Below are 21,939 nucleotides of genomic sequence, written 5' to 3'. Positions count from 1 at the left end.
ACTTGCGCTTGCCGCCTCCGCCTGCCGCCCCCGTCCCGGATTACGCCATCACGCAGTCGCCCGGTGAATAAGAGAGGCTAGCGGTTTGATTTGCACTGGCGCAATCAGGATATCCCATCCATGCGCTATATGATTCTCAACTTCCTCAAAAATAAAAGCTTCAGCCGATCCGAATGGGAAATATTTAGTTACATAGAGAACTCTCATATTGTTTGCTCCCATTCCCCGGTCACTAATGACTTGAGCAGCCATAAATGAAGGAGCATCGCTAATAGATAGACAATTGTGAAGATAGAAAGAAATGTTTCCGCCCATGCGTCATGACCCCATGTCGCAACCATCGCTATTGGGGCACTGAATGTTGCGCCTATTAGGTAAGGCATGGAGGCCTTAAGCAAGGTCCCGAACCGGCCGATCGCGCAATTTACATAAATAGACAAAGCATTGACCGGGAGTGCCAGCATAACCAGACTCAACAACGTCAGATCGAGAACTGTTACGTCCATTTTTCCATGATAGAGAAATTGCGCCAGTTGATGGCCCCAGCAGAGTAACAGCAAGCTTACACCAAGTCCGGGAATTACTCCGCCAGCAAGACAGTGCAGGAATGCGCGTCGTACCAATAGAATGCTACCGGAATGCAATGCGGCCGTAATCCTGGGCAGATAGGATTCGATGATCGCTCTCATGACAATTCCCATCACCCGCATCAACTTATAGGCAAAATCATAAAGCAAAAGCGGTCGCAAATCGTCGGTTAGAAAAGCAATCACCAAAAAGGGCATATTGTTAGCGCCAACGTCTGCGAGCGTAAACAGAATCGAAGCGCGGATATCGCGCAGATATCGCGTCCTGATGATCCCTATGCCCTTCGCGATGCTGGTCCAATGGGCCATCCGCAGCTTCAACACTCGATGAATTATCACACACCAGATGCCGAGGCTTGCCAACGTTACCACAAGCAATATCAACACCGAGAAGCCAAGATCCAAACCTAGCAGTACAGCAAACAACACCACGAGGCTGACCACACGCCTACAGATATCAGTAAATTCGAACAACAAATTGCGATCCAGCGCAGCAAGCACCCGCTTACACAGCAGCACTGCAATATTAAGACAGGAAACAATGAAAAATGAAAGAAAGAGCAACGGCAGTTGAGTTACGATGATACCGACAACAAAACACAGAGCAAGCGCGCAAACGGCAAGCACAATTAACGTGATAATTGCGGCCAATACTGCACTTATTTCCGTGAAAGAAAATTGTCCTCCAGCGTGCAAACGCCATCTTCTCAATCGATTATATATGATGTTGGTAAAACCAAATTCGGCACTTATAGTAAAATTGCTTAGCGCGATCAGCAAAACGAAATTCTGAAACTCGATATTGTCGAGTGCACGAGCGAACACAAAGGTCAGCCCAAACCCCCAAATCAAAATTAAACAAGCGTTCCCAAGCTTAACCGCTCCGAGCACGCCAATAGATTGCTCCAGTTCACGTATCCGTTGCAGAACGGTCACCTAGCGCTCTGAAACGCTGGCTGGGCTAAATTTTCTAAGCCAAAACAGATTGCGCTCTGTTTTACGAGAAGGGTCAACGCGACTGTGCCGGATTCCATGTGCTCATGGTCCTTCCACCCATCGCCCGGAACAATCCAATCAGGGTAGCCACATAGGCTAGAAGCGCATCTGTTATTGCTGCAAATGGCCCAGTGCGAACCAGAAGTCCAACCATCCCCAATATAATCAATGTGAATACATATCCCCCGAGCATCCAAATGCTCAGAGTGCATATAAATAGACCCGCTCCGACTACTCCAATCACCAGAAACAGCCCCCCAAACCATCGTAAATATTTGCGCGAGACATATTTGAAACGATCAAGCGCACTCATGCTGCGTAACTGTGTCCGCAAATAGCTGTGTGTATGCCATGCGCGCGCGGCTATCCTGGTCTTTCGTCGGAATTCATCCGCACGAGCGGACACCAAATGCTCGTAGGCGATGACGTCTCGAGCCTTGATAAGGCGCTTCCCTGCAAAAACGACAGCCATGGATACTGCCATATCGTCAAGCACCGTGTCGGGAAACTCTGGGTAGAGCGTTCGCCGGACGGAGAAAATTGACCCATCGGCGCCCATGACATTGCCGCAACGCGATTCAAGATCCTTCAACCTTTCCTCCAGGCGCCAGTAAAGAGACCCTACCGCTGCCGTGGCGCTTTCTCCCTCGCCCGTATAGCGCAAGGACCCAAGTACGCCGCCGACCGCCGGATCACCATAATATTTCCGCAACGATTCCAGCGCATCCGTCTGCAGGATGACATTGGCATCGGTGAATACCAGCACGTCTCCCTTCGCTCGTGCGGCCAGCAGTTTCATCCCATGCGCCTTGCCATTGCGGCCTTTGCCCCTGATCACCGTTAAGATGTCGGAACGGGACTCCAGCACGGCGCCGGTGTCGTCAGACGAATCATCGTCATAGGCGAGGATTTCAAGACTGGGATAAAGCTGCTTGAGAGCCTCGAGATTGGCGATCTTTTCCTTAATATTCGCGTGCTCATTATAGGCACAGAACAGCAGCGAAAAGCGAATATCCGCCTCAGAGAATTGCACCGGAACGCGAGGCATCATACGAACGACCATGGGGTAAATGACATAAGGGTACAGGAATAGCAGGGCGGAAATTATCGTGATTGATGCCAGCGCGATCTGCATTGCCGATCCATCTTATTGAAGCCCAATGACACCCCCCGGCGCATCGGACAGCACTATTATCAGACCGCGACCCGAAACGCCGCAGTATTCTGCACCTGCGCAGGCTGATCCCGCCAAATCCCCCGCGTATCATACACATGCTTGTCCGCGCGTTCATCCAGCGGGACCGATTTGAATACGTCGTGATCGACCAGCACCACGAATAGCGGGCAGCTTTCAATGGCTGAATCAATGTCGATCAGCTCCGCACCCGTCCCGGCAAATTCCATAGGCAGGGCCTCCGCATAAGGTTCAACCAGTTTCACCCGATTGCCATAACGGCGCGCCAACTGGCTCGCGACTTTCAGTGCGGGGCTTTCGCGGAAATCGTCGATGTTGGCCTTGAACGCGAGGCCCAGGCACGCGATTGGTGCGCCGGGTATGGCGTCGATCATCCGCGATGCGCGTTCGAACACATGGTCGATCTTGGCGTCATTGACCTCTCGCGCCGTGCGGATCAGGCGCGCGTTTTCCGGGTCGCTATGGACGATGAACCAAGGGTCGACCGCAATGCAATGGCCGCCGACGCCGGGGCCGGGTTGCAATATGTTGACGCGCGGATGGCGGTTGGCGAGGCGGATGACCTCCCACACGTCCAGGTCCAGGCCATCGGCTATGACCGACAATTCATTGGCAAAAGCGATGTTGACGTCGCGATAGCTGTTTTCGACGAGCTTGGTCATTTCGGCCGCACGGGCGTTGGTGGTGATGCACTCCCCACGCACGAACTGGCGATAAAAGGTCAACGCCTTGCGTGCGCAGCGCGGCGTGATTCCGCCGATGCAGCGGTCGTTGTTGATAAGCTCGACGAGGATGCGCCCCGGCAAAACCCGCTCCGGGCAATAGGCGATGGCCACATCGGCGGCAGCCGCGCCTTTCCCCGGCATTTTAAGATCCGGCCGTAACTGCGCGAGCAAATCGCGGACCTTCTCCGTCGTACCAACAGGCGAGGTGGATTCCAGAATGATGACATCGTCGGCCTTCAGCACAGGTGACAGCATCCTCGCGGCATCCAGAATATAGCTGATGTCCGGCGCGCGGTCCTCCGACACGGGCGTTGGCACCGCGATCAGGAAGACATCGCTTTCCTCAACCTGTGTCGACGCGCGCAGATTTCCGCGCGACACTACGCCTTGCACCAGGCCGTCGAGGTCAACCTCCTCAATATGCACCTTGCCGCTATTGACGGTATCGACGACGTGGCTGCTGACATCGACGCCCAGCACTTTAAAGCCCGACCGCGCAATCAGCGCCGCCGTCGGCAGGCCGATATAGCCCAGGCCGATAACGGAAACCTTCTTTTCAGTGTCGAGCGGCATTGGCGATAATCCTGGCTATGCGTTCCCCGCTCTTGCCGTCGCCAAAGGGATTATGGGCGCGCGACATCGCGGCATAGGCCTCGCTATCGTCCAAAAGATTGAAGATTTCGGTAACGATCCGGTCTTTGTCCGTACCGACCAGCTTCGCCGTGCCCGCCGCAACGCCCTCGGGCCGTTCAGTGGTTTCGCGCATGACGAGGACGGGCTTGCCGAGCGAGGGCGCCTCTTCCTGAACGCCGCCACTGTCGGTCAACACGATGCAACACATATCGAGCAGGCGCACGAAATGAGGATAATCGAGGGGGTCGATCATCGCCACATTGTCATGGTCGGCCAGCACGACGTCCATCACGCGTCGGACGTTGGGATTGGGATGCACAGGGAAAATCACCGCGACATCAGGGCGATCGGCAATCGCGCTAATGGCCGCAGCAATATTTTCCATGCCGCCACCGAAATTTTCCCGGCGATGGCTGGTGACCGCGATGATTTTCTTACCTGCAAAGCGATCCGCCAAGCTGTCGAGACCGGCGGCAAGCCAAGGCTCCGCCTCTATGCGTGCCTTGGTTGCCAACAGCGCGTCAATGACGGTGTTGCCGGTAATATGGATCGTGTCGGCATTGCGGTTCTCCCGCAACAATGCATCGGCGGCGGCCTGCGTCGGCGCGAAGTTCAGGTCGGCAATGCAGGAAACGACCATGCGGTTCACCTCCTCTGGCCAGGGGTGATGGATGTCGCCGCTGCGCAAACCCGCCTCGACATGCGCAAGCGGAATTTTACGATAATAAGCGGCAAGACTCGCCACCATCGTGGTCAATGTGTCGCCGTGAACAACGACGCGGTCGGGCTTCTCGCGATCATAAACCTCACCCAGTGCAACGATCAGTCGAGCGGTAAGGCCGTCCAGCGTTTGTTCCGCCTGCATGACGTCCAGATCGATGTCGGGCACAATATTGGCAATCTCCAACACCTGATCGAGCAAATCGCGGTGCTGCGCGGTTACACAGACGCGTGTTTCAACGTCCGCCTGCGCTTGCAAGGCATGGATCACGGGGAAAAGTTTGATTGCTTCGGGGCGGGTTCCGAACACAATGATGACTTTCTGCTTGCCCAAATTCATTCCCCGCTTCAAAGCCATAAGGCTGATATCGCCCTAGACCCTCATGGTTTATTTAGGGTGAAGACCGCATCATGCGCAGGAGGAGAAACTTCCATTGACCTCTGCCGAACCAGACACACCTCTGATCGCCCCTGTCATTTTGTCAGGCGGTTCGGGCACGCGCCTGTGGCCGTTGTCATTGCCGGACAAGCCCAAGCAACTGCTGGCGCTCACTGCTGACGAAAGCATGATCCAGCTCACGGTGAAGCGAACCATGGGACGCACGGGTTTTGCATCGCCACTGGTGGTTGCCAATGCACGTCACGCTGACATGATCGAGGTCCAGTTGGAGGATGCCGGGGAACGGCAGGCACGGCTGATCCTGGAACCTGTGGGTCGCAATACCGCACCCGCCATTGCACTGGCCGCGCTGGCGGTTGATCCTGCAACGCCCCTGTTGGTCATGCCAAGCGATCATGTGATTATGAACCTCGCGGCCTTTCATGCCGCAATCCAGAGTGCATTACCGCTGGTCCACGCGGGGTGGCTGGTTACATTCGGCATCACACCCAATGCACCGGAAACGGGGTATGGCTATATCAAGATGGGCGAGATACTTGGTGATCGCCTGCATCGGGTCGAACGCTTTGTCGAAAAGCCCGGTGCGGCAAGCGCACAATCCATGCTGGCAGAGGGGGGCTATGTCTGGAACGCCGGCATCTTCCTGTTTCAAGCTGGCAGCTATCTGGACGCGCTTGATCAATACCAGCCCAAAATGCTCGGCGCAGCGAAGGCTGCCATGGATGCGGCGCAAAATGAAGGGCGACGCATCATCCCGGACGCCACGCAATTTGCCGCATGCCCTGCGGATTCGATCGACTATGCCGTCATGGAAAAGGCCGAACAGGTGGCTGTCGTCCCCGTCAGCATGGGATGGTCGGACGTTGGAAGCTGGGATTCGCTGCACGCCGCGAAGGAACGCGATGAGCATGGGAACGCCTGTCAGGGCGACATCATGGCCATCGATACGCATAATTGCCTGATCCACAGCGATGGCCCGCGTATTTCGCTGGTCGGCGTTGAAGATTTGATCGTGGTGGCATCGGGTAACGACATTTTGATATTGCCGCGCGGACAGTCGCAAGATGTCCGCAAGGTGACGGACCTTCTCAAAAAGCGCTGATCTTGTTATCGCAAGCTTTTCAGATAGGCTCCATATTGGCTTTTCCCCAATGTTTCTATGGCCCGGTCTAGCCGGGCATCATCGATAAAGCCCTGCCGCCAGGCAATCTCTTCGGGACAACAGATCTTCATGCCTTGGCGGCGTTCGATCGTGCCGACAAACTGGGCCGCTTCCAGCAGGCTGTCCGGCGTTCCGGTATCAAGCCAGGCATAGCCCCGGCCCATCAGTTCGACATTTAATGCGCCGCGTTCAAGATAGGCTCTGTTCACGTCCGTGATCTCAAGCTCGCCGCGCGCTGAGGGTTTGAGGTCGGCGGCAATGTTCACAACCTCGGCATCGTAAAAATAAAGGCCTGTGACTGCCCAGTTGGATTTTGGCGTGACAGGCTTTTCCTCAATGCTGAGCGCCCGCATGTTCGCATCGAATTCAACGACGCCATACCGTTCGGGATCAGCAACATGATAGGCAAAAACCGTAGCGCCGCTGGATCGCGCACGCGCCGCCTGCAATATCTCGGGCAAGCCATGACCGAAGAAGATGTTATCGCCTAGAACAAGACAGGATGGCCCGCCCGCAACAAAATCGGCCCCGATGGTATAGGCCTGCGCCAAACCCGCCGGTTCGGACTGCACGGCATAGCTCAGCGTCACGCCCCATTGCGATCCATCGCCCAGAAGATTGCGGAAATTGCCCGCATCATGCGGCGTTGTGATGATCAGCACCTCGCGAATTCCGGCGAGCATGAGGGTGGCAAGCGGATAATAGATCATCGGCTTGTCATAAACCGGCATGAGCTGCTTGGAGACCGCCATGGTGATCGGGAAAAGCCGCGTTCCGCTGCCGCCTGCCAGAATGATGCCCTTCATATTTGCGCTTCTCCCAATATGCATTCGACGACGTCTGCCATGGACGTCTCCCATGCGGGCAGTCTGATCCCATACACGCGTTCCAGCTTGCCACAATCGAGCCGCGAATTGGCCGGGCGGGGCGCTGGCGTTGGATATTCAGCGGTCGTGATTGATTTTACTCTGGCCGACGGACCGCCCAACGGCTCCGAAACGGCAAAAATGGCACTTGCAAACTCTGCCCAACTCGTCGCGCCAGACCCCGCCATGTGGAATATTCCACGCAGGTGGGGCGAGTCATCGGCGACAAGATTGCGCGCCATCGCCAGAATGCCATCGGCCATATCGAGCGCGCTGGTCGGGCTACCCGTTTGATCGGCGACAACCGCCAATGCATCGCGACCGGCGGCAAGGCGAAGCATCGTTTTCACGAAATTATGACCAAAAGGGCTATAAACCCATGCCGTGCGCAGGATGACGCTGTTGGCGCATGCCGCCTGCACCAACCCTTCCCCCGCCAGCTTGGACCCGCCATAGATACCAAGGGGATCAGTCGGGTCGCTTTCCAGATAAGGTCCATCCTTGCGGCCATTGAACACATAGTCGGTCGACAAGTGAATGATTGGCACGCCCATAGCGCTTGCCGCCTGAGCCACCGCGCCCGCCCCTGCGGCATTGATGGCATAGGCGGCCTCCACCTCCTCCTCGGCCCGGTCGACCGCAGTATAGGCCGCGGCTGAAACGATGAGATCGGGCGCGGCAGCTTCCAATGCAGGAAAAATCGTTGCCGGCACTGCAAGGTCGAGAATCGGTCGGCCGATGGCGATAATTTCATCGTCGGTATTACATGCACGCGCGATGAGGGACTGGACGACCTGGCCCTGCGATCCGGTAACGGCGATTCTCATTTGGCAGCCTTGACCGGACGCGACAAGACACCAAGCCGTTCGCCGTCATAGCGTTCACGCAAGGGACGCCACCACCAGTCATTATCCAGATACCAACGCACCGTCTTTTCAATGCCACTCTCAAAATTTTCCTGCGCCTTCCAACCCAGTTCGGTCTCCAGCCTTGTCGCATCAATGGCATAGCGGGCGTCATGTCCGGGGCGGTCGGTGACAAATTCGATCAGTTCCTCGTGCGGACGTTCTGTTGGAACCAGACGGTCCAGCACTTCGCAAATCCGCCGGATGACATCGATATTGCGCCGCTCATTACGCCCGCCGACATTATAGGTTTCCCCTGCCCTGCCCTTCTCTGCGACGAGGTCAAGCGCACGGGCATGGTCTTCTACATAGAGCCAGTCGCGTATATTCTCCCCCCTGCCATAGACCGGTAGTTTGCGGCCCGACAATGCGTTCAATATCGTCAGCGGGATCAGCTTTTCCGGGAAATGATAAGGTCCATAGTTGTTCGAACAGTTGGATACGACAACCGGCAGCCCATAAGTGCGCTGCCACGCCTTGGCCAGATGATCCGACGAGGCTTTTGAGGCCGAATAGGGCGAGCTGGGATCATAGGGCGTGGTTTCTTCGAACAGGCCGTCTGCACCAAGCGAGCCATATACCTCATCCGTCGAGACGTGCAGGAAGCGGAAACTGTCCTTCGCAGCGCCCGAAAGCCCGTCCCAGTAACCACGCGCGGCCTCAAGCAAGGTGAATGTGCCAATGACATTGGTCTGAACAAAATCTGCCGCCCCCGTAATCGACCGATCCACATGGCTTTCGGCTGCCAGATGCATGATCCGATGGGGACGAAAATCAGTGATCGCCTGCTCCATGGCCGCACGATCACAAATATCGGCCCGAAGGAACTGATAACCATTGCGGCCATCCACCAGCTTCAATGACGTCAGATTGCCGGCATAGGTCAGCTTGTCGATGTTAAGGACATCACAGCCCTTTTCCAGGACAAGATAACGGACAAGAGCCGATCCGATAAAGCCCGCGCCGCCGGTAACGATTACGCGCATGATCTATCCTTCAAACGGAAAGCAGGCTGGCAGGTCGGCAAGGCGCGGTTGCACCTGATCCTTTGCCGAAAGCGACGTCGGATCGGCGATATTCGGCCATTCCACACCAATATCCTTGTCATCCCAGGCAGTGCCCTTGTCATGCTCGGGACTATAATAGGCCGTCACCTTGTAGCAAACGACCGTATCCGGCTCCAACGTGCAAAAGCCATGGGCAAAGCCTTCGGGCACCCACAGCTGATTGCCCTCTTCGGCTGTCAATTCGGTCGCCACCCACTGGCCATAGCGTGGCGAACCTGCGCGCAGATCAACCGCCACATCGAAAATCGCGCCGGCAAGGCACCGGACCAGCTTCCCTTGAGCAAAAGGAGGTGTCTGGAAATGCAGGCCCCGGATCGTGCCCGCATTTGCACTCAGTGACTGGTTTTCCTGAACAAAATCAACATTTGCGACATGGGTACGAAACCAGTCCTGCCGAAAGATTTCCGAAAAATACCCGCGCTCATCGGAATGTCTGGAGGGATGTATCTCCACGACTTCAGAAAGCGCAAGTGGCCGCAATTCCATGATGACCTCAATATATGACGCGGGTAACCCTGTTTCCGGGCTGTGCCGCAAAAGAAGGCGCAAGTCTATCCGGACGGCACCCACGCAGGCACTCCAAATCGTCCAGAATGACAGAATTGCTGACCCTCCAGCATCATTACGGTTACAAAACTACACATTGCGGTAAGACTTTCTAAACCATATCTCTGCTATCCCGACGCACAGAAAGGCGACCCATGTGGGTGGGGATATATCGCTCTATGAATCAGGACCAGAACCGGATTCATCCGATAAGCAGATGGAGACGTCTGTGGGATGATCTGGTTGCAAACACCATTGATGATGATCCGCTGTCGGCGGAAATCGGCGCGCAACGAATAAGCGAAGTCGGCAAGGGTATCGTGCGTACCGGCCCGACCGTGGTTATCGTATCGCTGCTCCTTGCCCTGACAAGCCGGCATGCGCCAGCAGCAGGCCTGATCTTCTTCTTCGCGGCATGGCAGATCATTGTTGCGGTCGCCGCACAGTTTCTGATGCCGGCTACTCAGCTATCGCGCTATAAATATGGCAGCGTCCGGTCACAATTTCGCGCGGCCATGCTTTATACGTTTCTCATCTCGCTGGGCTGGAGCGGGCTGCTCATTTCGTCAGGATATGATGCCGATATGGCAACACAATCCATGTTGTTGTGCATTCATGTCGGCATCATCTGCGTGGGCGGCCTCACATTCACACTTATACCAGCGGCAGCGCTCATCTATATCGTGACGCTGGGCCTGTCGTTTCAGTTCCATGTCGCCATCCAGTCGCACGAAATTTCCTTGTTGCTCAATGCGACGAGCATCCTGTTCATTTTCATGCTCAGCCGGGCCTTTCTACAAAACGCCAAGGAGTTCGTGGCGCGGCAACGTAGCGATGCTGAACTGCGCGCCATGGAACGCCGGCACGCGCAGGACGAAAAGCGCGAAATGGAACGCAAGGCGGAAGCCGAAAGAATGCAGCTTGAAACACGCGAATCCGAACGGCGCCTGGCCGCCCATGTGCAGGAACAGGCCATGCTCGCACTGGCCGAACGCTATGAGGATTCCGTCGCGACTCTCGCCGAACAGCTCGACGAAGCCATGAATGCGCTATCGGCGGCTACCGACGACATCGGTGCAATCAATACAAGTGCGCTTGCCAAGGCGCAGCATGTGCTCAAAATCGCCAGCAGCACAACCCGGTCGGTCCAGTCCGTGGCAGAATCGACCGAAGCGCTGACCGGGTCGGCTGTCCATATTTCCGCCCAGGTGGAAGAACAGGCGCGCATGGGCGATGCAGCGACACGGGCAAGCGACTGCGGCCAGGCGAGCCTGGCTGCGCTGAGTGAAAAGGCCGACAGCGTCGACGAAATCGTCCATCTGATTCAGGAACTGGCGGCGCAGACCAATCAGCTTGCGCTGAACGCGACTATCGAGGCCGCTCGCGCGGGCGAATATGGACGCGGATTCGCTGTCGTTGCCAGTGAAGTCAAAATGCTTGCCGGCCAAACCCAAGGCGCGGTTGGCAAGATCGGCGAAATACTAAACGGCATCCGCGACCGCATGGTGCAGGCGGACGTGTCGATGGAACTGATCGCGGAAAATATCCGGGAAGTTTCCTCACGCGCATCAGCCATCGCCGAATCGGCCAGCAATCAAACAAGTGCAACCAACGTCATCAACGACGCCGCAGGACGCGCCGCCGATGGATCGCAACAGGTAAGTCAGACCGCCGAAGAAGTGGCCGAAAGCGCGAAAAAAGCAGAGATGCTATCAGAGGAAATCCGCACGATCGTGACCGGCCTTCGCTCAAGATCGGAAGCGCTGCGATCGACCAGCAACGAATTTCTGGCCTCGCTGCGACAAGGAAAAGCATTGTAAGCTTTACTTGCCCTATCCTGTCCAGCAAGAGCCATCCATGAGCGAAAGCGAATCTCTCAGGGTGCGTATATGCGGCTAAAAACCATTCAGACGATACTGAAGTCGCCGCTCTGGGTCCTGCAACTCGGCACAGGCGCGAAGTCGTTCAAGGACAACCGCCTGATCGGCTCCAAGCGGCTAAACCAGATGGGACTCCATACTGCACGTGTGCGGTTTGCCCATTGGCTCGCGTGGAAACGTCGGGCGCGGCTGGCACGCATGGTCAGTGCGCAGGATCGCGTACAGTTCGATGAGCAGGGTTTTGTAGCCATCGAGAACTTCCTGCCTGCCGACGAATTCGCGTTGCTGCGAGAGCGTATATTGAAACAGGAAGCTCCCGCGCGCGAAATGCTGCAAGGCGACACCATTACCCGCCGCATTGCGGTAGATAATAGCTTTCTGGCCTCCGTTCCAGCCCTTCGCACATTGATCGATTCGCCCCGTTGGCGAGGTCTGGTCCGCTATGTCAGCAGCTTTGATGTCGAACCCCTCTATTACATCCAGACGATCCTTTCAGGTACAGCCAAAGCCCGCCCTGACCCGCAGACCGCGCTGCACGCTGATACGTTTCACCCCACCATGAAGGCCTGGTTTTTCCTCAACGATGTCGCCGATGACGAAGGGCCTTTAACCTATGTTCCCGGCTCCCATCGGATGACGCTGCAACGCATTGCATGGGAAAAAGCCATGAGCCTGCGCGCGCCAGAAGGCGTCGATCGCTTGTCTGCGCGCGGATCGTTTCGTATCGAGAACAAGGAACTGGCGGCGCTCGGCCTTCCTCCGGCGCAACGCTTCGCCGTGCCTGCCAACACTCTGGTTGTGGTCGACACCAATGGTTTCCATGCGCGCGCGCAAAGCGCCAAACAGGGCAAGCGCATAGAAATATGGGCCTACAGCCGGCGTAGTCCCTTTGTCCCTTGGACGGGTCTGGATTTGCTCAGCATCAGGGGCCTTGCAGAGCACCGCGTACCTTTGCTTTGGGCCATTCGCGACCGGCTAAAGCGATGGATAGGCCAGCCCTGGCAAGATGCAGGGCGCAAAAACGCTTTAGGCGATTAATAACCCTTTTGGCCGCAAAATGGTTGCTGCAACGCAAAATTAACTTGCAATCTATAACGTCCAGTCTATGCGCTTGATGAAGTCGGGAACGCACAAAAACAAGACCAACATACGAACACGACAAAGGGGCCTTATGGATTTAGCAGCAAATGGGAGCTTCCGCCAAACAGTCGCGGAATTGAATTCAGAGTCTTTTGTAGTTGACAGTGGAAAATCTGTTATCCGGCAAGAGGCTGCGGCGCTGCTGGATCTGGCAGAAAATCTTGACGATAGTTTTTGTGCTGCTGTGCGGTTGATAATCAACACGAATTGCCGCGTTGTTGTTACCGGGATGGGCAAATCTGGCCACATTGCCAGAAAAATAGCAGCCACCTTATCGGCGACCGGAACGCCCTCATATTTCGTTCATCCAGCGGAGTCATCCCATGGCGACCTGGGTATGCTCATGCGGGGCGACTGCCTTTTGGCATTGTCCAATTCAGGGGCTACTCCTGAACTGGAGGCAATCCTGTCTTACGCAACGCGACTTGAGATTCCCATTATCGGGATAGCGTCCCGCAAGGACTCGCCGCTTGCCCGCCAATCCAGTATATACCTGCACCTGCCCAAAGCAGAGGAAGCTTGCCCCGTCAAAATTGCACCCACCACGTCCACAACCATGACACTGGCATTGGGTGATGCCTTGGCAATTGCTGTCATGCGGATTCGGGGTACGTCCCTCCAGGATCTTGCGCAATTGCATCCCGGCGGCAACATTGGGCGTCGGCTCATGCCGGTCGATCAGTTGATCCGATCAGAGGACCCTTTGCCACTTGTCCGCCCAAACACGCGTATGCGCGATGTAATCATGGAAATGACCTCCAGCGGCAAAGGTGTTGCAGGTGTCGTCGATGATGAGGGCGGCCTGATCGGCATCATCACTGACGGCGACCTGCGTCGGGAATTTGACCGGATCACCATTGCCACGGCGGGTGACATCATGACCAGAGAACCAATCACCATACCCCACGGCATGCTTGTCGAGGATGCTTACATCCTGCTCAACGACAGCAAGGTCATGGTAGCCTTTGTCATGGATGCCCATAATCCCACCAAGCCTGCAGGGCTGGTCCATATTCACGATATGGCAGTGGGCATTGCTTAGTCGTCGCATGAATCAAACGTGGTTGACGATAGGCTGAACAACCACACACGTCGTCGATGTCCCGGCGCCTTGCGCTATCCGGGCGATCACAAGCGAACGCCTTATCCATTCGACGCCATCCTCAAGCTCACACGATCCGTGGATCAGCTTCCTGACATGCTCAGGGATTGGCCCGTTGTGGAGAAACGTTATTAAAATATTCGTTTTTGGTAAAGATGCTGTGAAACCAATGGCAATTATCCGATCGACTGCATAAAGATACGAACCAGGTGAAGGAGTGACCTAGAAAGTCGATGCACTACCGAATTGATAGTTTCCTGAAAGAAGAACAGCGACCCAGCCTGTTTCGGTCAATGGGTAGCAGTAAGCATTTATGCGCCCTGCCCCCGTCGCATCGGCCGCGTATTTTGTTGCTTCAAGGACCCGTCGGACCATTTTTCCGTCATCTTCAGGAGCATCTGGAGCAGTCGGGCTATGACACCTGGCGCATATGTTTCAATGCGGGCGACCGATTTTATGCGTCCCGGCACAAACGCATCGATTTCAGTGGCAGTCTGGAAGAATGGGAGACGTGGTTAGCCGCGTTCCTTGCGGAGGGTGGCTTTGGCCATGTGATCCTGTTCGGATCGAGCCGCCCCGCCCACCGCGTTGCCCGCCGCGTGGCGAAGGCCATCGATGTCGAAGTCCTCTCGTTGGAGGAAGGCTATATCCGCCCCGGCTATGTGACGGTCGAGCGGGACGGGAACAATGCCGATTCCCCCATCGCCGGAAAGCTGCCCCCCGAAGATTTCGTGCCGCCGCCCGAACCGCGCGAGGAGGTGGTGGATTATAACAGTTTTGGCGCGATGGCCCGGCACGCAACGATCTATTATATCGTGCGGGAGCTGTTCAGCACGCGCAAGGAGCGGCGGCTGTTCCATCGCAAGGTGTCGCTTATGGCGGAAACCGGATATGGCATCCGCAACGCTTGGCGCCGAGTGGCCGGTCAGGGGCGGAATTTTGCGACGATCCAGCACCTGCTGGAACATCACCACCATCGCTATTTCCTTATCCCCCTGCAAGTGGCGGCGGACAGCCAGATGGGGGAAGCCGCGCGCGGATGGAACACGCCCCGCCTGATCGCCGAAACGCTCGCCTCCTTCGCCCGGTCAGCGCCAGCGGGATATCGGCTGGTCTACAAGATCCACCCGATGGAACGCGGCCGCAGCAACGACCGTACCTTCATCATGCAGACCGCCGAAGCGCTGGACATCGCCAATCGCGTAGATGTGATCGACACCGGCTCCATAGGCCTGCTCACCCGCCACAGCGCCGGCATGATCACCATCAATAGTACATCGGGCCTGTCAGCGATCTATCATGGCGTGCCTTTGCTGGTGATCGGTGACGCACTTTATGCGAATGAAGTATTGGCGGTTTGTGCTGGGGGTAAGCCGAATTTTGACGCCTTTTGGTCTCATATCCCAAAAGCCGGCGTTCCGTTAAGTCAGCTCCACATAAATTGGATTAAGGACCAGTGCCTTAAAGGAGGAGATTTTTACGTAAAAACTGGTTCACTTCGGATGTGCAAGTCAACCTGCATGCATCTACTACAGGAAAACGCTACGACCGTAGTCAATATACCCAATATAATATCTACTCTGGATTATAGCCGTTGATCTCCCCCAATAAATAAAAATGTCATCAAAATCGCAAGTTGAAAGGCAAACGTTTTCTATAGTTGCCTTGGGCTTTGATGATGTAACCGCCCCCGACGTCAGTTTGTGCGAAGGTGGGTTTACGACATGGGATGTGGCTTTATCGGGAGAGAAAAAGCACTTCTCAAAAAGGCCCTTTCACAGTACGCGTGCATTCGGCAGTGCTCGACGTATTCGAATATGAATCTTCGATGTTAAATTAGCCTCAGGACGCGTATTCACCCTGCATTTTTTCGCGCAAGCATTTAAGACAGTGAATATCTTGCGTCTTGGTTGCGGGTTTGCCATAGTCCTTCTATTGAAACGGTTTAATCTGCCGCTGCGGGAGAATCCATGAACACTTCCCATGCGGTCCTTGTCACGGGTGCTGGCGGTGGAATCGGCACTGCGCTGACCGAGGCCTATCGCGCAGCCGGATGGCGTGTCATCGCTACGGATCAACCAGACGCCCAAGTCTCGGCAGCGCACGTCTTTCTGCCTGCCAATCTCGAAGCAATTGCGATGGACGATGGTGCACGTGATATCTTCTGTGACGCCATTCGCAAGGCCTTAGGAGGCGCAACGCTTTGCGCCCTTGTCAACAATGCGGCGCTACAAATTCTCGGGAGCCTTCATGCCATTTCCCTTACCGATTGGGAGCGGACATTGCGCGTGAACATCACGGCCCCCTTCCGGCTGGCGCAAGGCTTGCTTGCCGAATTGCGAACCGCGAACGGTGTCGTCATCAATATCGGTAGCGTGCATGCGCAGGCCACGAAGCGTGAATTCATTAGCTACGCCACGAGCAAAGCGGCAATACACGGGTTAACGCGGGCCATGGCCGTGGATCTGGGCGAAACCCCGCGCGTTCTCTGTGTGGCCCCCGCCGCCGTGGACACGCCAATGCTCCGAGCTGGATTCGAAGGTCAGCCGTCCGCTTTAGCCGCGCTTGCCGCGGCTCATCCTGCAGGGCGCATCGCCACCGCTGCCGAGATCGCACGGGCGGTCGTTGTCCTCTCGCAGGAGCCTTTTCTCTATGCCACCGGCTCGACGATTTGGCTCGATGGAGGCATATTGTCCCGCCTGTACGATCCGGCATGACGGCGCCCGTCGGCTGCTGCGAACTCCGGTGCGCGTGGCAAGCTAATAGCTTGCTTGGCGAGGGAGCTTGGTGGTCAGTGGCTGATGAAGCGCTTTATTGGGTGGACATCAAAAGCTGTGCGATTTTGCGCTATCACCCATCGCGTGATACCAAACACCAATGGCCTTCCCCGGAGCAGGTCGGCTGTTTTGTAGCTCGCGCCCAAGGAGGATTCGTCGGCGGGTTCCGTTCCGGCCTCTGCACTTTTTCTCTTGGTAAGCCGGGCGAGCCTATCCTCCTGCACACCATTGCCCGTCCGGCGGAATATACCGAGACCGACCGCTTCAATGATGGGAAGTGCCACCCCGACGGATCGTTCTGGGCAGGCACCATGGATGACGCCGAATGCGAAGCCAGGGGCCATTTCTACCGGCTTTCGGTTAATGGACGGCTGGACTGCCTATCGGGACCGCACAGGATCTGCAACGGCCCAGCCTTTTCACCCGATGGACGGTTTGCCTATCTTACGGATTCAGCTCAGCGCATGGTATATCGGATGGATCGAGATCACAGCGGACAGCCGATCGAGCCCTTTGCTACTTTCGCTGAAAGCGATGGCTATCCGGACGGGATGACCACCGACAGCGAAGGACGACTGTGGATCGCTTTCTGGGATGGGTGGAAAATAATGTGTCTTATGCCTTCGGGCGAGCGGCTTATCGAAATCAGCCTGCCCGTTTCCCGTCCCACAAGCTGCGCCTTTGGTGGCACCGACCTTTCCACGCTTTTCATCACAAGCGCCCGCATCGGGCTTGGCCCCGTGGAGGTTGCATCGCAACCCTTGGCCGGCGCGCTATTCGCCTGCACTGTAATCGGCGCCAGAGGCTGGCCCACACCAATTTTTGGCGGGTGAAGAACAGTTTCACAGACGTGTCAGTCAAGTAACCGCCTGAAGGCTGCGGATAAGGAGCTTTAGCAGTCGTCACTGCACCGCGGTAGATATGGACCGCCGGCTCCATGGCATGAGATCTCCCCAGCAGAAAGCGTACCAGTCCCCGCATATTGAAGAGGACACCATTGCATTGACTCGCGTCATATTTCATTTTCTTTCGCAGGAAACAGATGCCGAATTTTCCTTAAATAGGAGATTTGCGTATCCCGAAAGAAAGCATGTGGATTACGAAATAGCTTCTTGAAACGCGCCATTGCTCTCGCAGCCCCCCTTGTCGCGGGTTTTGCGGGAACCGAAAGCGCGCAGTCTGCGTAAACGGAAAAGAGCAGAGAGCGCCGCAAAGCGTGATCAATCGGCAATTCTTTACCAAGGCAGTTTTTTTCATCTGCAAATGCATATGCTTTGCGTGCGGCCTGTTCGAAATTACGCTCTCGGGCCATGGCCGTCTTCCAAGGATTGGATTCATGATAGAGATGAAAGGCATAAAGCCCCTTGCGTGCCATGTAGTCGCCATGCAACCGATATAGCGCGCGCCAGCCTGCGAATGTATGAGTGTCATTGAGATTCCAGACCCGAGTCGCTGCAAAATCTGTTGGTCGTGGAAGCGCGTCATTGATGGCCAGCAGGCGAAAGATGAAATCGCGGTCCTCCCCACCCCAACCGTGAAACTCTTCATCATAACCACCTACGGAAAGGGCTGTATCCCTCTCAATCGCCAGAATCGCAGACGCTGGCGCGAAACTCTGGATGGAGCGATTGTCGCCTCCTCCGCGCGGATCTTCCAGCGCCAGTCGAGTAAGTAAGTCGGGAAGAATCTCGTCAATCTCGCCCTTGGCCAAAACGTCCTCAGTGCTCTCGCCAGAGAGGTAGACACCCGGGAGGCTCAGGAAACTGAAAGGCGTCTCCTTGAGCAGGGCCAGTTCCTTGTGCAGCTTGCGGAAGAAGGCCGCCTCATAGGCCATGTCGGCATCATCGAAGAACACCCAAAAGGTTTGCGCCGTCGCAAGGCCAGCGTTGCGGGCGCGGGCAAGGGAAAAGGGCAGATGCGCCGTCTCAAGCCGGGCATAACGCCATCCACGCGCCTCGCAAAATTCGCGCAACTCCTGCGCCGCCTCATCCGGGCTCCCGTCGTCAGTGAGGATCGTTTCTGTGCCCGTTAGATCACAATGATCCCGCAAACGAAGCCGTTCCAACAGCAAAGAAGGATCGTTGGCGCGGACCGGGATGAGAACTGAGAGGTGCGCCTGTTCGAACATATCATTCTGCGGCAACGGTCTGAGTTGTCGCCGCGTCAGGCGTTATTACAGAGCCGCGTCGCTTGCGACGCAGAATACCAGTACGCCATTCGCCACCGATCCATAGCCAATCATCGCTGGACCGGACATGCCCATCAACAAATGTCTGAATCGCCGGCCAATCGGTTGTGGCGTAATCATCGAAAATAATGACACCACCTGGCTTCACCATCGGAGCATATAGTTCGAAATCCGATGCTACGCCCTCAAGGCTATGATCGCCATCTATCAGGACATAATCATAGGAACGCTCGGATGCGGCCTCAACAGCGGTTGCGTCGGTGCTTAGGTGTTGAATGATACGGTAGTCTGGTTCTCCGACGCCAAGTGCCGCGAAATTTCGAACCAATGTTTCCCTAGTGACGGGGACACCTGTCTGACCATCGTTTATCCCCTGCTTATAGTAACCTTCAAGTGGGTCAATAATTGTAAGTTTCATTGAGCGTTGTGCCCTTAGACCGGCCAGATATAGTGAACCGGAAGCGATGCCAAAGAGGGAGCCAATTTCCAACAGCTCAATTTTTTGGGTTTGCAGACTCAACAAAACCAAAGTGCGCAGCATCGCAGCCTGGATGGTTGTCGCCATGCGTCCTTCGCAACGCTCTTCAGCCATACAAATTTGATGAGCGATATAATATAATTGCCGATTTGAAATGGACAGGCCTAACAGCTTCATCCAATTACCCTGAATATGTGTCACGTCATCACCTGATAATTGGCGATCATGAAGTCTAATAGACGAACTATTACTATAATTTGAAAATTTTCTAGACTTAACAATTTCGTTTCTGACAAGATTTGAAGCGTTCTGGTGCAAATCTTCTAAACGAGCGCTGAGGTATTCTGCCTGTTCGCTCATGGCTTCCGTGAGATCATTCTTGAATGCTTCTTGCATCGTCGCGCTAGCATCTTTCGTCAGCGCGAGTTCCTTGCGGATCGCCTCATCTTGTGCCCGCACACTTGCGGCGAGCCGGGTAATCTCGCTCTGCAAAGCCGTTGCGCCCTCGGCCCGCCATTTTTCCATATCGGCACGCAGGGCTTTTTCGCTTGCCTTGGCTTCTGCCCGCACCTTGGCCAGTTCGCGCCGAAGTGCCGCTTCGCTAGCACGTCGTTCCGTCTCCCAAGCCGCCTTAGCGGCAGCAAAACTCTTGCCGCTCATGGGCCAGATAGAACTCGATACGCCATTGCTCCTGTATACATCAGCTGGCCGGAACAGATATTGCAACGGTCGTAGCGGCGCAAAATGGGCATCACGGAAGAACGCACGTGGATCACGCTTGACCTTGGCCCATTTGCGGGCCGCTCGGCTGGGTTCGGACACAGAGGGAAGGATGCCGGTAACCGACATAGGGGCTGACATTGCTTTTTGCCTGCTAGGCATCGCGACAACCGAGGTTGCCACCTCACGACGCTTCAGCCCCGTTGCCGAATCGCGCAGCAGCGCCTCGTAATCGACACGCTCGAAAACCTCCAATTTACCACCGATGGTGGCGTTGTAAATTTTCCGTCCTGCCGCCTCGTAGGAGAGCTTGGCTTGACGATAATTCATAGCCACACGATCCAGTTTGGGATCTTTCCATGTCTTGCCCTTGCCGAAATAATCCTTGTGGAAATGGTTGGGATCATCCGTGGTGGAAACGATAATATCACCCCGTCGCTCATGCTCCTTGGGGATCACATAATCAAAATCCATCCCAATTAGATAGATTTCAGTGAATCCCATGTAAAAGGCCAGTTGCAGATTGATGTAGGTGACCGACTGACCGCAATAGAGCACCTTTGAGGCATCGGTAGAAAAACGCGGGACATCGTGATACGGACTAGCTTTATCGTAAAAACCCCGATCCATATTGAAAAAATGAACATTTTCCCTTTGCGGGTGAAGTGGTTTGTAGATTGACGGGAAAAACTTTTGAGGAACATCATATGCTTTGATTCGCTCGATGTTTTCCTCCATCACTTTGTTGTCCTCGACCACATAGAAGCTGGGTCGAAACCTGGTCTCATCGGTCTTGTAGAAAATCCCGTTTACTCCAAACACATATTCTCCTTCAAGTAAGGAGAGATCATGCTTGTTGAGCGACAAGCCGTTGCCGATAATGAAACAGCGTTTACCTTTGTATCTGTTGTGCAATGAGGCGATTCCCGACGCTCCTGCTTCGGCCGTGGCGGGCGCGATTGGCTTGGCAGAGTTTTCGGTCGCTGCCGGGCTATGTGTATTGACCAAGTTCTCAAAAGCCATCTGCACCGTCGCGTAACCGGGATCATTACGGAAAGCGAGAATATTGCCCCAAGACTCGGCAGGAACGTTCATCTGCGGATAAGGCACCACGCGACGCCAGTCATGCGGAATGCCATAACGGATGATCGGGTGCCATTCGCTGAGATAAACCGCATAACCTTTTCCACGCAAAAACTCGGCGACATCACGCCAAGTATGCCCCATGGGAACGGTCTTGGCGTCCTCATATTCGCATTCGATAACATCCGGCTTGATCTTGTCCCATGGCACACCTTTGAGAACATTGAAATCAAATCCCTCCACGTCGATCTTAAGGAAATCCACATGGGTCAGACCATGCTGTTTAACGATCTCGGTGACAGTCGTGACCTCGACCATATCGACTTCCCTATGCGTATCATGAAAAGCATGGAGCGCTGAAATACCACTGCTTTCATCAGATTTGAAGAACGACATTTCCTGGGCGGGATTGTCGCTGACAGCGCGGGAATCAATGACGACGTTGGATGCTTTGGCGAAGCGTTTGACCAGATGATTCTCTCGATTATCCAAGTCCGGCTCGAAGCAATAGATTCGCCATCCATTATTGACAAAGTGCTTGGCGCTGTGACCGCGATGCGCGCCAACATCCAACATTATCCGTTCAGAACCAAGCGTTTGGCCCAAAAGATGCGAAATAACCTCAGTTTCATCCAGCGTAGCGTGCTTCTCTCTGGGAAAGGAAATGCCATTTGTTTCAAACAATAAGTTACCTAAGGCGTGTGGACATTTAGCGCATAGCGATCTTCAGGGCCGCAAGGTTGATCATGGCGCGGTAGCTCTGATCAGT

17 protein-coding genes are annotated in these 21,939 nt (G+C 55.3%); 7 read left to right on the top strand and 10 right to left on the bottom strand.

Annotated elements, in window-relative coordinates:
- Positions 1–203: 203 nt before the first annotated feature.
- The 4 genes from L3X40_RS17365 to wecB form a co-directional block, all read right to left on the bottom strand.
- On the bottom strand, positions 204–1,523 hold the full coding sequence (locus tag L3X40_RS17365; RefSeq protein ID WP_237366734.1) for a hypothetical protein: 1,320 nt from the start codon (positions 1,521–1,523) through the stop codon (positions 204–206).
- A 73-nt stretch (positions 1,524–1,596) separates the two neighbouring features.
- Entirely contained in the window at positions 1,597–2,718 is a 1,122-nt protein-coding gene (locus L3X40_RS17360) for a glycosyltransferase (protein ID WP_237366733.1), read from the bottom strand.
- Between the two features lie 59 nt (positions 2,719–2,777).
- A complete protein-coding gene (gene wecC / locus L3X40_RS17355; protein WP_237366732.1) occupies positions 2,778–4,076 on the bottom strand; it encodes a UDP-N-acetyl-D-mannosamine dehydrogenase in 1,299 nt (432 codons plus the stop codon).
- Complete coding sequence (wecB, locus tag L3X40_RS17350) at positions 4,060–5,196, bottom strand: non-hydrolyzing UDP-N-acetylglucosamine 2-epimerase (RefSeq protein WP_237366731.1); 1,137 nt, start codon at positions 5,194–5,196, stop codon at positions 4,060–4,062. Before wecB ends, wecC begins: the two co-directional genes overlap by 17 nt.
- Before the next feature lie 94 nt (positions 5,197–5,290).
- Between wecB and L3X40_RS17345 the strand changes: the two genes are divergently transcribed.
- Complete coding sequence (locus tag L3X40_RS17345) at positions 5,291–6,358, top strand: mannose-1-phosphate guanylyltransferase/mannose-6-phosphate isomerase (protein ID WP_237366730.1); 1,068 nt, start codon at positions 5,291–5,293, stop codon at positions 6,356–6,358.
- Positions 6,359–6,363: 5 nt separating this feature from the next.
- On the opposite strand, the gene rfbA is transcribed toward L3X40_RS17345, so the two are convergent.
- Genes rfbA through rfbC form a run of 4 tightly spaced genes read right to left on the bottom strand, consistent with a single transcriptional unit; the run spans position 6,364 to position 9,742 of the window.
- Positions 6,364–7,224 (bottom strand): glucose-1-phosphate thymidylyltransferase RfbA, encoded by an 861-nt coding sequence (rfbA, locus tag L3X40_RS17340; RefSeq protein WP_237366729.1) that lies wholly within the window; start codon positions 7,222–7,224, stop codon positions 6,364–6,366.
- Positions 7,221–8,111 (bottom strand): dTDP-4-dehydrorhamnose reductase, encoded by an 891-nt coding sequence (gene rfbD, locus L3X40_RS17335; protein ID WP_237366728.1) that lies wholly within the window; start codon positions 8,109–8,111, stop codon positions 7,221–7,223. The genes rfbA and rfbD overlap by 4 nt, the downstream gene beginning before the upstream one ends.
- Positions 8,108–9,175 (bottom strand): dTDP-glucose 4,6-dehydratase, encoded by a 1,068-nt coding sequence (gene rfbB, locus L3X40_RS17330; protein ID WP_237366727.1) that lies wholly within the window; start codon positions 9,173–9,175, stop codon positions 8,108–8,110. Before rfbB ends, rfbD begins: the two co-directional genes overlap by 4 nt.
- Before the next feature lie 3 nt (positions 9,176–9,178).
- Positions 9,179–9,742, bottom strand: coding sequence for a dTDP-4-dehydrorhamnose 3,5-epimerase (rfbC, locus tag L3X40_RS17325; RefSeq protein ID WP_237366726.1), 564 nt, complete (start codon positions 9,740–9,742; stop codon positions 9,179–9,181).
- A 239-nt stretch (positions 9,743–9,981) separates the two neighbouring features.
- On the opposite strand from rfbC, the gene L3X40_RS17320 reads away from it, so the two are divergent.
- From L3X40_RS17320 to L3X40_RS17295, 6 genes are all read left to right on the top strand, one after another.
- Positions 9,982–11,622, top strand: a complete 1,641-nt coding sequence (locus L3X40_RS17320) for a methyl-accepting chemotaxis protein (RefSeq protein ID WP_237366725.1) — start codon at positions 9,982–9,984, stop codon at positions 11,620–11,622.
- A 69-nt stretch (positions 11,623–11,691) separates the two neighbouring features.
- A complete protein-coding gene (locus L3X40_RS17315; RefSeq protein WP_237366724.1) occupies positions 11,692–12,720 on the top strand; it encodes a phytanoyl-CoA dioxygenase family protein in 1,029 nt (342 codons plus the stop codon).
- A 133-nt stretch (positions 12,721–12,853) separates the two neighbouring features.
- A complete protein-coding gene (locus tag L3X40_RS17310; protein ID WP_237366723.1) occupies positions 12,854–13,864 on the top strand; it encodes a KpsF/GutQ family sugar-phosphate isomerase in 1,011 nt (336 codons plus the stop codon).
- 410 nt (positions 13,865–14,274) lie between these two features.
- Positions 14,275–15,522: a capsular polysaccharide export protein, LipB/KpsS family gene (locus L3X40_RS17305; RefSeq protein ID WP_237366722.1), complete on the top strand. Its 1,248-nt coding sequence runs from the start codon at positions 14,275–14,277 to the stop codon at positions 15,520–15,522.
- A gap of 372 nt (positions 15,523–15,894) precedes the next feature.
- Positions 15,895–16,641 carry an SDR family NAD(P)-dependent oxidoreductase gene (locus L3X40_RS17300; protein WP_237366721.1) on the top strand — a complete coding sequence of 249 codons (747 nt, stop codon included), beginning with the start codon at positions 15,895–15,897 and terminating at the stop codon, positions 16,639–16,641.
- Complete coding sequence (locus tag L3X40_RS17295; RefSeq protein WP_272907975.1) at positions 16,638–17,534, top strand: SMP-30/gluconolactonase/LRE family protein; 897 nt, start codon at positions 16,638–16,640, stop codon at positions 17,532–17,534. The genes L3X40_RS17300 and L3X40_RS17295 overlap by 4 nt, the downstream gene beginning before the upstream one ends.
- A 179-nt stretch (positions 17,535–17,713) precedes the next feature.
- On the opposite strand, the gene L3X40_RS17290 is transcribed toward L3X40_RS17295, so the two are convergent.
- The gene (locus L3X40_RS17290) at positions 17,714–18,829 is read right to left on the bottom strand and encodes a glycosyltransferase (protein ID WP_237366719.1); all 1,116 of its coding nucleotides are present in this window, start codon (positions 18,827–18,829) and stop codon (positions 17,714–17,716) included.
- A 1-nt stretch (position 18,830) separates the two neighbouring features.
- On the bottom strand, positions 18,831–21,854 hold the full coding sequence (locus L3X40_RS17285; RefSeq protein WP_237366718.1) for an FkbM family methyltransferase: 3,024 nt from the start codon (positions 21,852–21,854) through the stop codon (positions 18,831–18,833).
- Positions 21,855–21,939 lie beyond the last annotated feature (85 nt).

The organism is Rhizorhapis sp. SPR117, from assembly GCF_021742065.1.
This window is presented reverse-complemented; position numbering and strand designations above follow the sequence as displayed.

What these genes read in the sequence shown, in the direction of transcription:
- L3X40_RS17310 (WP_237366723.1), top strand. Translation starts at nt 12,854, where the DNA reads ATGGATTTAGCAGCAAATGGGAGCTTCCGCCAAACAGTCGCGGAATTG.
- rfbC (WP_237366726.1), bottom strand. Translation starts at nt 9,742, where the DNA reads ATGGAATTGCGGCCACTTGCGCTTTCTGAAGTCGTGGAGATACATCCC.
- rfbB (WP_237366727.1), bottom strand. Translation starts at nt 9,175, where the DNA reads ATGCGCGTAATCGTTACCGGCGGCGCGGGCTTTATCGGATCGGCTCTT.
- rfbD (WP_237366728.1), bottom strand. Translation starts at nt 8,111, where the DNA reads ATGAGAATCGCCGTTACCGGATCGCAGGGCCAGGTCGTCCAGTCCCTC.
- L3X40_RS17315 (WP_237366724.1), top strand. Translation starts at nt 11,692, where the DNA reads ATGCGGCTAAAAACCATTCAGACGATACTGAAGTCGCCGCTCTGGGTC.
- L3X40_RS17360 (WP_237366733.1), bottom strand. Translation starts at nt 2,718, where the DNA reads ATGCAGATCGCGCTGGCATCAATCACGATAATTTCCGCCCTGCTATTC.
- rfbA (WP_237366729.1), bottom strand. Translation starts at nt 7,224, where the DNA reads ATGAAGGGCATCATTCTGGCAGGCGGCAGCGGAACGCGGCTTTTCCCG.
- L3X40_RS17290 (WP_237366719.1), bottom strand. Translation starts at nt 18,829, where the DNA reads ATGTTCGAACAGGCGCACCTCTCAGTTCTCATCCCGGTCCGCGCCAAC.
- wecB (WP_237366731.1), bottom strand. Translation starts at nt 5,196, where the DNA reads ATGAATTTGGGCAAGCAGAAAGTCATCATTGTGTTCGGAACCCGCCCC.
- L3X40_RS17300 (WP_237366721.1), top strand. Translation starts at nt 15,895, where the DNA reads ATGAACACTTCCCATGCGGTCCTTGTCACGGGTGCTGGCGGTGGAATC.
- wecC (WP_237366732.1), bottom strand. Translation starts at nt 4,076, where the DNA reads ATGCCGCTCGACACTGAAAAGAAGGTTTCCGTTATCGGCCTGGGCTAT.
- L3X40_RS17320 (WP_237366725.1), top strand. Translation starts at nt 9,982, where the DNA reads ATGAATCAGGACCAGAACCGGATTCATCCGATAAGCAGATGGAGACGT.
- L3X40_RS17295 (WP_272907975.1), top strand. Translation starts at nt 16,638, where the DNA reads ATGACGGCGCCCGTCGGCTGCTGCGAACTCCGGTGCGCGTGGCAAGCT.